At 70.0% G+C, this 14,577-nt stretch carries 12 protein-coding genes and 1 tRNA gene; 5 read left to right on the top strand and 8 right to left on the bottom strand.

Features of this window, described 5'->3' with window-relative positions; genetic code table 11:
• Positions 1-6 precede the first annotated feature (6 nt).
• From WME89_RS28295 to WME89_RS28280, 4 genes are all read left to right on the top strand, one after another.
• Positions 7-786 (top strand): ABC transporter ATP-binding protein, encoded by a 780-nt coding sequence (locus WME89_RS28295; RefSeq protein WP_437662820.1) that lies wholly within the window; start codon positions 7-9, stop codon positions 784-786.
• 35 nt (positions 787-821) lie between these two features.
• Positions 822-1,937, top strand: coding sequence for an MlaD family protein (locus tag WME89_RS28290; protein ID WP_437617727.1), 1,116 nt, complete (start codon positions 822-824; stop codon positions 1,935-1,937).
• 213 nt (positions 1,938-2,150) lie between these two features.
• The gene (locus tag WME89_RS28285; RefSeq protein ID WP_438002808.1) at positions 2,151-3,293 is read left to right on the top strand and encodes a pyridoxal phosphate-dependent aminotransferase; all 1,143 of its coding nucleotides are present in this window, start codon (positions 2,151-2,153) and stop codon (positions 3,291-3,293) included.
• 280 nt (positions 3,294-3,573) lie between these two features.
• Positions 3,574-3,645, top strand: a tRNA-Val gene (locus tag WME89_RS28280).
• A gap of 250 nt (positions 3,646-3,895) precedes the next feature.
• On the opposite strand, the gene WME89_RS28275 is transcribed toward WME89_RS28280, so the two are convergent.
• Both WME89_RS28275 and WME89_RS28270 read right to left on the bottom strand, forming a co-directional pair.
• Complete coding sequence (locus WME89_RS28275; RefSeq protein WP_438002807.1) at positions 3,896-4,843, bottom strand: hypothetical protein; 948 nt, start codon at positions 4,841-4,843, stop codon at positions 3,896-3,898.
• A gap of 39 nt (positions 4,844-4,882) precedes the next feature.
• A complete protein-coding gene (locus tag WME89_RS28270) occupies positions 4,883-6,475 on the bottom strand; it encodes a TIGR02266 family protein (protein ID WP_438002806.1) in 1,593 nt (530 codons plus the stop codon).
• A 119-nt stretch (positions 6,476-6,594) separates the two neighbouring features.
• On the opposite strand from WME89_RS28270, the gene WME89_RS28265 reads away from it, so the two are divergent.
• On the top strand, positions 6,595-7,119 hold the full coding sequence (locus tag WME89_RS28265; RefSeq protein WP_438011982.1) for a PilZ domain-containing protein: 525 nt from the start codon (positions 6,595-6,597) through the stop codon (positions 7,117-7,119).
• A 258-nt stretch (positions 7,120-7,377) separates the two neighbouring features.
• On the opposite strand, the gene WME89_RS28260 is transcribed toward WME89_RS28265, so the two are convergent.
• From WME89_RS28260 to pilB, 6 genes are all read right to left on the bottom strand, one after another.
• Positions 7,378-9,021, bottom strand: coding sequence for a tetratricopeptide repeat protein (locus WME89_RS28260; RefSeq protein ID WP_438002805.1), 1,644 nt, complete (start codon positions 9,019-9,021; stop codon positions 7,378-7,380).
• Between the two features lie 244 nt (positions 9,022-9,265).
• Positions 9,266-10,327, bottom strand: coding sequence for an OmpA family protein (locus WME89_RS28255; protein ID WP_438002804.1), 1,062 nt, complete (start codon positions 10,325-10,327; stop codon positions 9,266-9,268).
• A gap of 98 nt (positions 10,328-10,425) precedes the next feature.
• The gene (locus WME89_RS28250; protein WP_020737372.1) at positions 10,426-10,704 is read right to left on the bottom strand and encodes a DUF4398 domain-containing protein; all 279 of its coding nucleotides are present in this window, start codon (positions 10,702-10,704) and stop codon (positions 10,426-10,428) included.
• 155 nt (positions 10,705-10,859) lie between these two features.
• Complete coding sequence (lexA, locus tag WME89_RS28245; protein WP_437922821.1) at positions 10,860-11,549, bottom strand: transcriptional repressor LexA; 690 nt, start codon at positions 11,547-11,549, stop codon at positions 10,860-10,862.
• A gap of 182 nt (positions 11,550-11,731) precedes the next feature.
• Positions 11,732-12,871, bottom strand: a complete 1,140-nt coding sequence (locus WME89_RS28240; RefSeq protein ID WP_438002803.1) for a type IV pilus twitching motility protein PilT — start codon at positions 12,869-12,871, stop codon at positions 11,732-11,734.
• Positions 12,872-12,875: 4 nt separating this feature from the next.
• Entirely contained in the window at positions 12,876-14,576 is a 1,701-nt protein-coding gene (gene pilB, locus WME89_RS28235; RefSeq protein ID WP_438002802.1) for a type IV-A pilus assembly ATPase PilB, read from the bottom strand.
• Position 14,577: the final 1 nt, after the last annotated feature.

Below are 14,577 nucleotides of genomic sequence, written 5' to 3'. Positions count from 1 at the left end.
TCGCGCGTGGCTGAGCCGCTGATCCGGTTCTCGCATGTGCGCAAGGCCTTCGGGCCGAAGGTCATCTACCGCGACCTGAACCTCGACGTGTACCCGGGCGAGACGCTCACGGTCATGGGCGGCTCGGGCGTCGGCAAGAGCGTCATGCTCAAGCTGCTCATCCGCCTGCTCGACGCTGACAGTGGAACTATCCAGTTTCACGGCGAGGAGATCACGCACCTGAGCGAGGCGCGCATCGCCGGGGTGCGCCAGCGCATCGCCATGCTCTTCCAGGGCGGCGCCCTGTTCGACTCGACCTCGGTCGGCGAGAACGTCGCCTACGGCCTGCACGAGCACTACCGCAAGGAGATGACCGAGGCGCAGATCGCCGAGCGGGTGAACTGGGCGCTTTCGCTCGTCGGCCTGCCCGGGATCGAGCTGATGCGCCCGGGAGACCTCTCCGGCGGCATGAAGAAGCGCGTCGGCCTCGCGCGTGCCATCGCGGTGCAGCCCGAGGTAATTCTCTATGACGAGCCGACGACCGGCCTGGATCCGATCAACACCGAGCGGATCAACCACCTCATCAAGGGGCTCAAGCAGGCCCTCAACGTGACGAGCATCGTGGTGACGCACGACATGAAGAGCGCGTTCTCGATCTCGGATCGGATGGCGATGATCTACCGCGGCGAGGTCATCGCCTGGGGCACGCCGGACGAGTTCCGGGCCTCGCGAGATCCTCGTGTCGCCGATTTCATTACCGGGACCGCCCCGGTGAACGAAGACGTCCAGACGCTTCTCGGCGCGTGACGATCCCCCCGAGATAGCGCAAGATGCCCTTCCGCATGGGCAGAGCGCGCGATCTGAAGGTCGGACTCTTTGTGCTGGCGGGGCTTGTACTTTCCGCCGTAGTCATTTTCCTGATAGGAGACGAGCGGCGACTCTTTGACTCCTCCGTCGAGTTCGCGACGAACTTCGCCGACGTGCAGGGGCTCAAGCCGGGCGCGCCCATCCGCATGGGGGGCATCGACATCGGTCATGTCGCCGAGGTCGGCTACGGCCCTGACCCGAAGGACACGAAGATCTACGTGAAGCTCGAGGTCGTCGAGAGCGAGGCGAGCCGGATCCGGACCGACAGCAAGGCCCAGATCGCGAACAAGGGCCTGCTGGGCGACAAGATGCTGGAGATCACGAAGGGGGAGAGCGCGGAGTCGGTCCCGCCGGGGGGGCACATCCCGGGCGAGGTGCCGACCGACGTGATGGGGAAGGTCACCGGCATGGCCGAGAAGGCCGAGGCGACGCTCGACAACATCCAGAAGGTCACGGAGAGCATCGCCGACGAGAAGCTGCACAAGGATCTCCGCGAGACGGTCGCCTCGACGAACACGCTGATGAAGCAGGTGACGGAGGGGGAGGGCTATCCGCACCGCTTCCTGACGGACCCGGAGGAGGCCGAGCGCATCTCGCGCACCCTGGCGAGCCTCGACCGCGTGAGCACGGAGCTCGCGGGCACGCTGCGCGAGGTGAGGGGGGTCGTCTCGCGCGTCAAGGAGGGGCCGGGGTTCGCGCACGACGTCATCTACGGCGACGGCCCGCAGAAGCAGATCCAGCAGTTCGGGAACGCCGCGGATGAGGTCGCCATGACGCTGCGCGGGATCCGCGAGAGCGACAGCCTCGCGCACGACGCGCTCTACGGCGGCGACGGCGACGGCGCCGAGGCGCTCGCCAACGTGACGGCGATGACCGGCGACCTGCGGGCCATCGTGCACGACATGAGGGCGGGCAAGGGGACGCTCGGCGGGCTCCTCGTCGATCCGTCGATCTACGAGGACATGAAGAGCGTCCTCGGCAACGTGCAGCGCAACGACGTGCTCCGCGCGCTCGTGCGCTACTCGATCAAGCAGGACGAGCAGAAGCCCGCGGTCCAGGTCGGCGGCACCACGCCGTCCACGTCTCCCTAGAGCACAGCGGGCCGCGCCGGCCCGGAGCCGCCCGACGACGGAAGCGCAGCGGCAGCGAGCCTGGCGCGGCACAACGCACATCCGCGCCGTGCGCGCAACTGCGGCGCGAGAGCGCCTTGCGTTATCCCGGGCCCCCCTTTATTCCTCATTGTCTCGATGCCGAGGAAGCTCGCTGACCGTCTGTCGGCCGTCGCGCCCAGTGCAACGCTCGCCATGGCGGCGAGGGCTGCGCGTCTGCGCGCCGAGGGGCACAGGGTCTACTCCTTCAGCGTGGGCGAGCCCGACTTCGACACGCCCGAGCATATCCGCAGCGCGGCGAAGGCGGCGCTCGACGCCGGCGCCACCCATTACACGGCCGTGTCCGGGACTCCCGAGCTGAAGTCGGCGATCTGCGCCGCCACGGAGCAGCACCGCGGCTGGCGGCCGCTTCCGAGCCAGGTGACCGTGAGCTGCGGCGCGAAGCACGCGCTGTTCAACCTCGCCGCCGCGCTCTTCGAGCCGGGGGACGAGGTCCTCATTCCGGCGCCCTACTGGGTGAGCTACCCGGAGCAGGTGCGCCTGGTCGGCGCCACGCCCGTCATCGTCGGGACCACCGAGGAGGCGGGGTTCCGCCTCACGGCGGAGGCGCTCCAGGCCGCGCTGTCGCCCCGGGTGAAGGCGATCATCCTGTGCACGCCCTCGAACCCGACCGGCTCGGCGTACGCGGAGGAGCACCTGCTCGCGCTGGTCGGCGCGCTGCGGCGCCACGACTGCTGGATCATCGTGGATGAGATCTATGCCGATCTCACCTACGACGGGTTCCGGCACGCGTCGCTCCCCGCGCTCGCGGAGGACCTCGCGCCGCGCGTCATCGTGGTCGACGGGGTCAGCAAGACGTTCGCGATGACGGGCTGGCGCGTCGGCTGGAGCATCGCGCCCACCGAGGTCGCGCGGGCGCTCGACGTGATCCAGGGCCAGAGCACGACGAACGCGGCGGCCGTCTCCCAGGCCGCCGCCGTCGCCGCCCTGAACGGGCCGCGCGATGCGGTCTTCGCGATGCGCGCCGCCTTCGCCCGGCGGCGCTCGCTGATGGTCGAGGGCCTCAACGCGATCCCGGGGGTGCGTTGCCGGATGCCGGAGGGCGCCTTCTACGCCTTCGCCGACGTGCGCGGGCTCTGCGGGCGCTCGTTCCAGGGCAAGGAGCTCGCCGGCGACGAGGACGTGGCGACGTGGATGCTGGAGCAGGCGCACGTGGCCTCGGTGGCCGGCACCCCCTTCGGAGCGCCGGGTTACCTCCGGTTCTCGTATGCCTGCGACGAGGACCACATCGAGGCAGGCCTCGCCGCGCTCCGGCGCGCCGTCGCGACGCTGGACTGACGGAGCGCCGCCAGCGCCCGCCCTGCTCGGCCGCGTGCTCGCGAGTCGCCAGGAAGGGGCTGCTTGCCCCGGGCCATGGCCCTCGGGGCTGGCGCAGAGGATCCGGGGCGCGCCGCGGCCGGCGCCGCGCCGGACCCGTCTCCGGGAGCGCGAAGGCCTGGATTGCCCGGGCATTTCGAAGAAGTTCGGCTCGGCAGCGAGTTGTTCTTGTCGAACGCCGATGTCTGGGTTAAAAGCGCCACGTCTTTCCGAAACGGCCGGGTGACAACCGGCTCGAATCGGGCGCATAACTCAGCGGTAGAGTGCGTCCTTCACACGGACGAAGTCGCAGGTTCAAGTCCTGCTGCGCCCACCCCGATTCGCCCCCCTGACGAGCTGATCCGATGCGTCGAGTCGCCTGCGCGACCGTGCCGGTGCCGCCAGGTGACTGCGAGTCGAGCCGCTGCATCGAGTCGCCCGTGCGACCGTGCCGGTGCCGCTGGGGAGCTGGCCCGGCGTGGCGCGTCTGGCCGGGCAGTTCGTCTGGCCCGGCAGCTCGGCCTCCGCGCCACGCGAGGCGCGTCAGCGGTGATGTGTTGGGGCTCGCGCCGCGGCGAGGCGCGTCAGGGCGCGGCGCTCGACGCAGGCGGGGCTGCTGCCGGCTTCTCGTTCTTGCGCTTCTCGATCACGCTGGCCGCCGCGCGCAGCTCCTTGGTGACGGGACCGCACTTGAGGCAGCGACGGAACCGCCCGCAGCGCTGCGGGGTGAGCAGGGACTTGATGTAGTGCAGCGAGCGGACATCTCCCTCGTCGCGCGCCCTGGCGATCAGCGCCTTCGTGGGGCACTCCGTGGTCCGGCGCAGGTCGTCGGCGATCAGCAGCGCGGGCGTCGCGAGCTGCCGCACGCTGCTCTCGAGCAGCAGCCTGCTCGCGTTGTCCCTGATCCAGTCGCCGAACTTCGGCGCGGTCACCACCTCGTAGAGCAGATCGGGACCGCGGCTTCCCATGTGCTTGGCCATCAGATCGAGCGCCGTGAGGGCGACGTCCGGGACGCCGTTGGCGGTCCTCAGAAGGAACTGCCTGAGCTCGTCGTTCCCGGCCTCCTCGGGAGCGAGCTCGAACAGCCGCTTCGTCGTGAGCAGCGCGGCCGCCACCGCCTTCTCGCGCCCCTGCGCGAGCGCGAGCGCCTTGAGGACCGCGGGGTCCTCCGGATACCGCTGCGCGAGCGCGCCGAGCGCAGCGCTGCCCGCGGCCTGGGCGCTCTCGACCTCCGCGGGCTGAGCCCGGGCCGGCTCCGCCTTGGCAGGGACCTCGGGCTCCGCGGGCGCGGTCGTGGGCTCGGGGTCCGGCGCCCTGGCGCGATCGCCGCTGCTCATCGCCGCCGCGGGCGCTGCGGGCCTCCGCGTCACGCCGGCGCCCCGCTCGAGCGCGGTCACCGCGGCGGGGTTGCGGAGCGCGACGGCGCCGCAGACGAGGCCCGTCGCGGCCAGCAGGCCCAGGACGGCCAGGGACGCAGCCGCCTTCGGGCGGTTCAGCCCTGACTCATCGACCTGACTTCCCGAGCCGCTCATGGCAGCTGCCTCTCCCGCGGGGGACCCACGGCCTGGTCATCAACCGTAGGGATCGTCCGACTTGGGCGGCTTGGGGGCCGCCGGCCTCGGCCTCGGCTTGGGCGCCGCCGGTGCCGCCGTGGTCTTCGGCGCTGCCGGCTCCGCCGTGGCCGTGGGCGCTGCCGGCTCCGCCGTGGCCGTGGGCGCTGCCGGCTCCGCCGTGGCCGTGGGCGCTGCCGGCTCCACCGTGGTCGTGGGCGCCGCGACGGGCGCGGTGGCGCTGGCCGTGGGCGCCGCGGGGGCCCCCGTCGCCGTGGGCGCCGCCGTCGCGGGCGGCGTGGTCGTATCCGTCGCCGCGGGCGCCGTCGGCGTCGGCTCAGGCTTCTCCTGCGGAACCGCAGGCGCCGCCGCGGGCTGCTCCGGCGTGGTCGGCGCGACCGGCGCGGGCGCGGGCGGCTTGGGGTCGCTCTGCCCGAAGACGAGCCAGAGCGCGCCGCAAAGCGCCGCCGCGACCAGCAGGATGGTGAGCAGCCGTCCAGTGCCGCTGCTCTCCTCTTCCTGTGCGAGCGGCGCCTTGCCGGCGGTCGCAGCCTTGGCGGCGACCGCCTTCTCTTCCTTCGGCTTGGCGGCTGCAGCCGGCTTCGCCTTGGGCTGCTCCTCGACCGCCTTCGCTTCCTGGCGCGCAGGCCTGGCGGGCACCTCCTCGGCCGGCGTCCTGTCCGTTGCCTCCGCCGGCCGCCTGGCCGCGGCGACCCTGGCCGGCCTCGCCTCGGCGGCGGGCGCATCGTCCCGCGCTTCCCGCTCGTTCGCGAGCTGCGCGACCGCCACGACCGGCATGGCCGCCGGCTCGGCCAACGGCTTCACCCGCTCCTCCACCGGCACCGGCGTGGGCTCGGGCTCGGCCCGCTTCGGCGGGGTGGCGATGAGCGGCTCCTTGGACGCGCCGATCTCCTCCAGCGACCCGCCGGCCTCCGCGAGCGCCTGCTTCAGCAGCTCGGCCGCCTGCTTCATCATCGTCCGCTCGTCGGGCGGCGGCATCTCCTTTTCGGGGTTCGTCTGCGGGAAGAAGCTGCCTGCCTCCACGAGGTCGGCCTTCTTCATCCCCTCGCTCTTGCCCGCGTCGCCCTTCGCCCCGATCGCGCCGAGCCCGAGCATCGTCGACGCCCGTTTCACCTGCGCGGCCTTGGAGCCCGCGGGCTCGGCCTGCGGCGCGTTCGCGGCCGCGGGGGCGGGGGCGAGCGCGGCTTCGTGAACTTCGTCGCCCAGATCGCTGCGGTCGGTGATGCCGGCCTCGAACGCCGACCCGGCGCCCTGCTGCGCGTCGACCAGCCGGGTGATCACGGCCTTGGACTTCTCATCGATCTTGATGAACTTCACGCCCATGCCGGACGGATGCGCGTCGCTCGCCTGCGCGGGCTCGCGCTTCCACACGACGCGGCCGACGCCGGCGATGACGGCCTGCTCGTCCTGCAGCCGGATCTCGAACTTGAGCAGCGTGCCAGCGGGGAAGGGCGACGGCGTCTTGATGAAGATGCCGCCACGGCTCACGTCATGCGAGTGGTGCTCGATGAACTCGTCGACCGTGGCGCTCTTGTAGCGCACGGTCATTTGCAGCACTCTCGCTCGCGGATCTTTGCGTGTGTCCTGGGCCATCAGGGTAGAACTCCGGTCTACTTCGCGACTCGCTCCTGCGGATGTGGTCCGCATGTTACCCAAGGTTCGCCGCGAAGCCCAAAGGCTAACACGTGACGGTCGCTTTACCGAACGCAGCCATGGGCTTCACCGGGCGAGCACGCTGCTCGTGTTCGTGCGTCCGCGCGTCGCGCGGCGCGCGTGCTCGCGCCCGCGCCCCTGCGCAGCGGGGCTCGGTGATACGAGCTTCCGCGCGCGCCTCTCGTGATATGTTCGCGCCGACTGGAGAATGCGCCGGGATGGCTGTCCGGGACCACTTTCGCGTTCACGCGAGGCGACGCGTCGATCTTGGGGCGACGCTGCGCGATCGGCAGTCGACCGAGGAGCACGGGGTGCGTATCCGCGACTTGGGCCTCGGCGGCGCCGGCATCGAGCTGTCCGAGGCTCAGCTCGCGTCGGAGCTGCTGGATCCCGAGGCGCCCGTGACGCTCGAGGTCGCCACCCCGAACCTGTGGGATCCGCTGAGCCTCCGCGGCCGGATCGCCTGGATCCGCCGCGGGGCGGCGGGGAGGCCGGCGCGCGCGGGCGTCCGGTTCGAGCATCACGACGCTGGCGCGCTCTACGCCCTCTACCAGCTGCTCACCACCGAACGCTTCGAGCTCTAGCGCGAGAAGCGCCCGCTTCGGATACGGGCCCATCTCGACGTTTTCGGTGCTCGGCGTACTGGAGTACGCCTGCGCGCCGAAAACGCCGAGCTGGGCCCGTCTCCTGTGCGGGCGCGCCTCGCGCTGCGGCCGGAGCGGGCAAGAGGGGGTGGAATGCGCCTGCGCGCCGAAAACGCCGAGCTGGGCCCGTCTCCTGTGCGGGCGCGCCTCGCGCTGCGGCCGTAGCGGGGCTGGCGGGAGCGTGCGGGCAGGGGAACGCTAGAGAGCGAACACCGGGCCGATGGTGGGGGCGAAGACGAGGCCGAGCGTCGGCCACATCAGCATCACCTTCAACTCGGCAGATACACCCAGGTTCGGGGTGATGCCGTAGACCACACCCGCGCCAAACCCCGAGAAGTTCCGCCCGGTGATCTGGAAAGCGTCGAGGTTCTCGACGAAGCGCGAGTTCGATGGGCACCGGTTGCTGCCGATGCCGTTCTGCAGCGACCCGTCCTCCTGGCGACGATCGCACACGTCCACCGGCACCGAGGCGTTCACCTGGGCGAGGCCGATGGGCGACAGGAACGCGTACGGGCGGAAGCCGCCCTTCTCGACAATCCGATCTCCGAGGAAGAAGTACGTGGCGCGGATCTCCCCGTGGAACGGCAGAAAGCTGAGCGCCTGGAGGTGAGGGTTCTGCTTCTCGTCACCCGTCCACGCCGGTGGGGTGTCCTCGGACGTAGGCGAGCCGCCGAAGGCGAACCCGAGCCGCGCTCCCAGGAGCAACGGTAGATCCGAGAAGATCTGGCGGTCGTACGACAGCATCACGCGACCGCCCGCGGGGCTCAGTCCGCCCTTGACCCCGTTCGTTCCCGGGAGATCCGCCGGCTCACCGTAGAACTGATGGCCCTCGCCGCCCGAATAGAAGCAGGCGTAGGCAGCGTCGCTGCCCGAGCAGACGTAATCCGTGCCGCGCACGAGGAGCAGGTCGAGCTCCCCCCAGAGGCCGATCACATTGCGGTTGCCCTTACGCCCCGCAGCCCCGCCACCCCCGCCCTCGTCGGCCCCCTGCTCGCAGGTCCCGTTCAGGCAGACGAGCCCCGACTGGCACTCCACGGTCTCCTCGCAGGTCGAGCCCCAGGCCTTGTCCCCGCGCTTGCCTTCGGCGTCGGGGCAGCCCGGCAGGCCAGGCGGGCAGTCCTCCTTCGCGGCGCACCGCTTCGGCGGCTCCTGGCCGGGCAGCGAGGGCTCCTGCTCGATCTCGTTCTTGATGGGCACCCGGTGCGGCGCCTGCATCGAGCCAGCGGTCCCCACCGGGTCGCCCGCCTCGTCCCTCACGATCACGAAATACCGGATGTCGCCGGTCGTCGTGACATCCTCGCACGGGATCTCGGCGCCGAAGCCGTCCCCCATGCGCGTCATCTCCAGCGACTTCCACTTCGGCGAGCCGAACGGCTTGTAACGCAGGGTCGCCTTGGCCGCGTCGATCTCCTCCGGGATCTCGATATAGACGGGCACCGGCGTGTTCACCGCCTGCTCGGCCACCGGCGTGTGCGGGACGTCGCCCGCGGCCGCCTTCTTGCCGCCAGCCTCGCCCGACGTCTCGTCGGCGCCAGGCTTGCCGGCGGCCTGCGCTTCCTTCTGGGCCTCCTTGAACGCCTGGGCCAGCTCCGGCGTCGTCAGCGCGTCGATGAGCGCCGCCTTGGGGTCGGCCTGGAGCGCCAGCACGAACTCCGCCCGGGCCTGATCGAGCTTGTTGCCGCCGCCGTAGACCGTGCCGAGCGCGATGTGCAGCTTGCCGACGACCGGCTTCGTGCACGCGTTCTTCTCGCACCGCTTCAGGGCGTCTCGGAGCTTCTTCTCGGCCTTGTCGAACTCGACAGAGAGATAGTCGTCGTCCATCGCCTGGTTGTGCAGCTTCATCGCCTCCGCGTCCTTTTCACCGGCGGCGCCGGCCGCCGCCGGCGCGCCGAGGACGAACAGCGAAGTCAGAGCGAAGGCGAGACGAACGCGGCGTGAACGGCGAAAAAACACGGGTTCAAACCTCCAGGAAGTGCTGGGGACGGGCGCTTGCTTTCAGGAGAGGAGCCGCATCCGGCTCCGGGGTTGCGCGGCCGACGTCGCGCGTAGCCAGGACACGCGGGGCGGAGCCCTCGCGACGGCCTGACTACTGCTGCGGCGCCGCGGCCTCGGTGCGGACGAACTGCACGCGCCGGTTCAGGGCGCGGTTCTGATCGGACGTGTTCGGCACGATCGGTTGCTCCATCCCGTACCCCTTCGACGTCAGGCGGGTCTCGTCGATCCCCTTGGACACCAGGTACTTCTTCACGGAGGCAGCGCGCCGGTCCGACAGCTTCTTGTTGTACGCCGCGGCGCCCTTGTTGTCCGTATGGCCCTGGATCTCGATCTTGATCTTCGGGTTCTGCTGGAGGACCTCCACCACGGCGTCGAGGATCGGGAAGCTCTCGGGCCGGATCTTGTCCTTGTCGAACTCGAAGTGGATCTGCTGGGTTATCTTGATCTCCTTCTCGGTGACGATGACAAGGCTCGGCTTCTTCGGGCAGCCCGGCTTGTCCCCGCCGACCACGCCCGGCTCGTTCGGGCACTGGTCCTCGAGATCGACCACCGTGTCCTGATCGTTGTCCGGCTCGGGGCAGCCGTCGGCGTCCTCGTAGCCGTCCGGATCCTCCGGGTCGTTCGCGCAGTTCTTCCCGGCGCTGTCCTTGTCGTTCGTGTCGAGGACCGTGTCGAGATCGTTGTCGAGCTCGGGGCAGCCGTCCTCGTCGAGGTAGCCGTCCTTGTCCTCGGGCAGGAGCACGCAGCTGTCCTTGCCGTCGGTGAGCCCGTCGCCGTCCGTGTCCGGATCGTCCGGGCAGCCGTCGTCGTCCTGGAAGCCGTTCCAGGTCTCGGCGTCGCAGGGGCACTTCTTGTCCTGCGGGTCGAGCAGCCCGTCGCCGTCGCAGTCGCCGGGCTTGGGCGGCGGCGCCTCCTCGATGAACCCGCGCTCGGCGCACTTCTGCGGCGGCGAGAGATCGTAGGCGGCGTGCGTGTTCGCCTTCGCGATGTCGAGGTGCTCCTTCGCGCGGGCGAAGAAGCCCTGATCGAGCTCGACCGTGGCGAACGAGAGGTGCGACTTCGCCATCGCGAGCTCGCGCGGCGCGCAGCGGAGCGCGCCGTTGCGCTCCGCCTGCTTCGCGATCGTGCTCAGCGCCTCGATGTCGCCACGCATCACCGGCACCTGCGCGCACGACAGGGCGGACCCTGCGAACGCCACGACAGCGACCATGCCTGCGCGGCGTCGCGAGGGGCGGCGCGTTCTTCGAATGCTCATCGACCAGCGCCCTCGTGCGCCTGCTTCGCCAGGGTGATCGCCTTCTCCGCGTACTCCTCCGCGACGTCGGCGAAGTCGATCGCGTCGCCGTAGTCGGCGGCCGCGGCCTCTTCCCGAGCCTTCCAGAGGTGCTCTCTCGCGGTGTAGTACTCGTACGGCGCGTACTTCGCCGCGCCGAGCGCCTCGGCTGTCTCGAGCTTGCTCGAGGCCGAGTTCGCGGTGAACGCGTAGATGGCACCGCCGCAGCCGCTGGTGAGAGCGGCCGCGAGCACCATGCCCGCGCCTGAAATCCAAGTCCCGAATCGCCGCCCGTGCGTCGTCACGATCGCGTTCTTTCTGGAGCGGGCCCCTTGGACCGTCCGTCCGGTCGTCGCGACGCTATCAAGGGCGCTCGGCGCGCGTCAACCGGCTCGGGGAAGGGAGAGGAAGGTTAGAGCTTCCGGTAGACGCCCACGACCACGCCGAGGAGCATCGCGGGCTTGAAGTCGCTCGCCCGGACCAGGATGGGCGCCATCGCGGCGTTCGCCGGCTGGAAGCGGACGTAGTCCTTCTCCGGGAAGAAGTACTTCACGGTGGCCTCGTCGCCGATCAGCGCCACCACGATGTCGCCGCGCTGCGCGGTGAGCTGCCGGCGCACGAAGATGTAGTCGCCGCTGAAGATGCCGGCCTCGATCATCGAGTCGCCCGTGACGCGCAGGCCGAACACCTCGCGCCCGCCGCGCACGAGCGTCCGCTCGATCCGGACCGTATCGAGCACGTGCTCCTCGGCGAGGATGGGCAGGCCCGCGGCGATCCGGCCGACGACAGCGATCTCGACGAGGTCGTCCTCCTGGTCGTTCGCAGGGGCGTCGTTGGCGCCGCCCACGAGCGCGCCGCGCAGCTCGGCGCCGCCGCTCGCGCCGCCGTCGAGGTCCCGCGGGCGGAGGGCGCGCGACTTCATGTCCTCGCGCGTGAGGTACCCCTTGCGCTCGAGCGCCCGGAGGTGATCGTTCACCCCGTTCGTCGACCGGATCCCCATGTGCGCGCCGATCTCGCGCAGCGTCGGCGGGTACCCGCGCTCGCTGATCGACTGCCGGATATAATGAAGCACCTGCTGTTGTCGCTCGGTGAGCCCCTGCATCGGGCGGAACCTACTGAACGGTTGGGTAGATGTCAAAAAAGTGTGGAGCGCTCTCTCCACAGGGCGGAATTTGCGGCGATTTTCGCGCCCTCGACGGATGAGCGCCGGCGCCCCGCCGGCGGCGCGGTGAGCTGACGGGCGCGTCGAGCGTGCAGGGTGAACCGAAGGGCAGGGGAGCCCGATCAGGGCTGCTTCGCGTGGTTGCTCCGCGAGCTCATGGCCTGGCGGGGCTCGAGCATCGCCCGGATCTCGTCGGGGTCGGCGGCGGCGGCGAACGCCTCCTCCAGCGTGATCATCCGGCGCTGGTAGAGCGAGACGAGCGACTGGGCCATCGTCTGCATCCCGCTGCCGGCCTGGCCCATCTGCATCTGCGAGTAGATCTGGTGCAGCTTGTCCTCGCGGATGAGGTTCCGGATCGCCGCGTTGGGGATCATCACCTCCATCGACATCACGCGCCCCGGCCCGTTCGCGCGCGGCAGGAGCAGCTGCGTCATCACGGCGACGAGCGTGAACGAGAGCTGCTGGCGCACCTGCGACTGCTGGTGCGGCGGGAAGACGTCGATGATGCGGTTGATCGTCGAGATCGCCGAGTTCGTGTGGAGCGTGGCGAAGACGAGGTGGCCCGTCTCGGCGATCGTCAGCGCCGACTCGACGGTCTCCAGGTCGCGCATCTCGCCGACGAGGACCACGTCCGGATCCTGGCGCAGGGCGTAACGCAGGGCGTCCTTGAACGACGCGGTGTCGGAGCCGATCTCGCGCTGGTTCACGAGCGAGAGCTTGTGCGGGTGCAGGTACTCGATCGGGTCCTCGATGGTGAGGATGTGCAGCCGCTGCTCGGCGTTGATCTTGTCGATGATGCTCGCGAGCGTGGTCGTCTTGCCCGAGCCGGTCGGGCCGGTCACGAGCACGAGGCCGCGGGGCTTGGCGGTGATGTCGAGCACGACCGGCGGCAGGCCGAGCTCGTCGAAGTTCATGATCCGGAAGGGGATCTGCCGGAAGGCCGCCGCGACGGCGCCGCGCTGCATGTAGATGTTCGCGCGGAAGCGGGCGAGCCCCTTCATGCCGAACGACAGATCGAGCTCGTTGCGCTGCTCGAACGTCGCCACCTGCTCCTCGCTCAGCACCGAGTAGCAGAGCTGCTTCGTGTCGCTCGGCATGAGCGGCGGGAGCTTGAGCGGCACCACCGTGCCGTCGATGCGCAGGAGCGGCGGCGTGCCGCTCGTGATGTGCATGTCGCTCGCGCCCTTCTCCACCATCGCGCGGAGGAGCTGCTGGAGCGTGTACCGGAGGCCCTCCTGCTGTCCGACGATCTCGGTGGTCATGCGCTCAGTCCCCCATCGTCACGCGGCCGACCTCCTCGGTCGTGGTGACGCCCGCGAGCACCTTCTCGATCCCGCTCATCCGGAGGGTCAGCATCCCGCCCTTGATGGCCGCGGCCTTGAGCTCGGCCGTGGACGCGCCCTGGAGGACCATCTCCTTCAGCGAGTCGGTGAAGCGCATGACCTCGTAGAGCGCGACGCGGCCCTTGTAGCCCGAGCCGTTGCACGTCTTGCAGCCCGCGCCCTTCACGAGCTCCGCGCGCGCCGCCTGCTGCTCGGTGAAGCCGAAGTCGAGGAGCACCCGCGGCTCGACGCGCATCGGGACGCGGCAGTCGGAGCAGACCTTGCGCGCGAGGCGCTGGGCGAGCACGAGGTTCACGCTGGCGGTGATGAGGAACGGCTCGACGCCCATGTTGAGGAGGCGCGAGATCGTCGCCGGCGCGTCGTTCGTGTGCAGCGTCGAGAGCACGAGGTGGCCGGTGAGCGCCGCCTTCACGGCGATCTCGGCCGTCTCGAAGTCGCGGACCTCGCCGACCATGATGATGTCCGGGTCCTGCCTGAGGAAGGAGCGCAGCGACATCGCGAAGTTCAGCCCGATCTCGTCGTGCATCTGCACCTGGTTGATGCCGTGCAGGTTGTACTCGACCGGATCCTCGGCGGTGCTGATGTTCGCGCCGATCTGGTTGAGATCCGAGAGCGCCGAGTAGAGCGTCGTCGTCTTGCCGGAGCCGGTCGGGCCGGTGACGAGGACCATGCCCCACGGCTGGCCGATCGCCCACTTGAAGTCGGCGAGCGGCTTCGGGTCGAAGCCGAGCTTCGCCATGTCGAGCTGGAGGTTCGACTTGTCGAGCAGGCGGAGGACGATCTTCTCGCCCCAGATCGTCGGGAGCACCGAGACGCGGAAGTCCATCTCCCGGCCCCTGCCCATCTTCAGCTTGATGCGGCCGTCCTGCGGGAGCCGGCGCTCGGCGATGTCGAGCGAGCTCATGATCTTGAGGCGGCTCGCGATCGCGTTCTTCAGCTTGATCGGCGGCTGCATCTCCTCCATCAGCACGCCGTCGACGCGGTAGCGCACGCGGAGCTTCTTCTCGTACGGCTCGACGTGGATGTCGCTCGCGCCCTTCTTGATGGCGTTCAGGAGGATCGCGTTGACGAGCCGGACCACGGGCGCGCCCTCGGCGGCCTTCTCCAGCTCGAGGACGTTCACGTCGTCGGCCTCGACCTGGAAGCCGACCTCCTCCTCGCCGAACTCGCTCAGCACCTCGTCGTAGGAGGGGCCGACGTTGTAGGCGCGCTCGATCGCCTCCGTGATGCCCGTCTCGGACGCGACCACGGGCTCGACGTTGAAGCCCGTCAGGAACTTGATGTCGTCGATCGCGTGGAGGTTCGTCGGGTCGGCCATCGCGACGACCAGCGCCGTCCCCGAGCGGGAGATCGGGATGATCTTGTGCTTCTCGCAGACCTCCCGCGACACGAGCCGCGAGACCTCCGCGTCGATCTCGTACTCGTCGAGGGCGACGGCCGGGACGCGGTACTGCGTGGAGAGGAAGCTCGTGATCTCCCCGTCGGAGATGTACCCGAGCTTGGCGAGCGCGTAGCCGAGGTTCTGGCCTGTCTTGCGCTGCTCCTCCTGGGCTTGCCTGAGCTGCTGGAGGCTGATGAGCTTTTCGCGGACGAGCAGTTCGCCGAGGCGGTTGGTGGTCGACATC

The sequence above is a fragment of the Sorangium sp. So ce321 genome (assembly GCF_051530195.1).
Classification (GTDB): Bacteria; Myxococcota_A; Polyangia; order Polyangiales; family Polyangiaceae; genus Sorangium.
Note: the sequence above shows the minus strand (reverse complement) of the source record. Positions and strands in the feature narration are given on the sequence as shown.

Excerpts from the sequence above, each read along its gene's own strand:
- WME89_RS28290 (WP_437617727.1), top strand. The coding sequence starts at position 822 with ATGGGCAGAGCGCGCGATCTGAAGGTCGGACTCTTTGTGCTGGCGGGG.
- WME89_RS28285 (WP_438002808.1), top strand. The coding sequence starts at position 2,151 with ATGGCGGCGAGGGCTGCGCGTCTGCGCGCCGAGGGGCACAGGGTCTAC.
- WME89_RS28275 (WP_438002807.1), bottom strand. The coding sequence starts at position 4,843 with ATGAGCGGCTCGGGAAGTCAGGTCGATGAGTCAGGGCTGAACCGCCCG.
- WME89_RS28270 (WP_438002806.1), bottom strand. The coding sequence starts at position 6,475 with ATGGCCCAGGACACACGCAAAGATCCGCGAGCGAGAGTGCTGCAAATG.
- WME89_RS28265 (WP_438011982.1), top strand. The coding sequence starts at position 6,595 with ATGGGCTTCACCGGGCGAGCACGCTGCTCGTGTTCGTGCGTCCGCGCG.
- WME89_RS28260 (WP_438002805.1), bottom strand. The coding sequence starts at position 9,021 with ATGAAGCTGCACAACCAGGCGATGGACGACGACTATCTCTCTGTCGAG.
- WME89_RS28255 (WP_438002804.1), bottom strand. The coding sequence starts at position 10,327 with ATGCGTGGCGACATCGAGGCGCTGAGCACGATCGCGAAGCAGGCGGAG.
- WME89_RS28250 (WP_020737372.1), bottom strand. The coding sequence starts at position 10,704 with ATGGTGCTCGCGGCCGCTCTCACCAGCGGCTGCGGCGGTGCCATCTAC.
- lexA (WP_437922821.1), bottom strand. The coding sequence starts at position 11,549 with ATGCAGGGGCTCACCGAGCGACAACAGCAGGTGCTTCATTATATCCGG.
- WME89_RS28240 (WP_438002803.1), bottom strand. The coding sequence starts at position 12,871 with ATGACCACCGAGATCGTCGGACAGCAGGAGGGCCTCCGGTACACGCTC.
- pilB (WP_438002802.1), bottom strand. The coding sequence starts at position 14,576 with ATGTCGACCACCAACCGCCTCGGCGAACTGCTCGTCCGCGAAAAGCTC.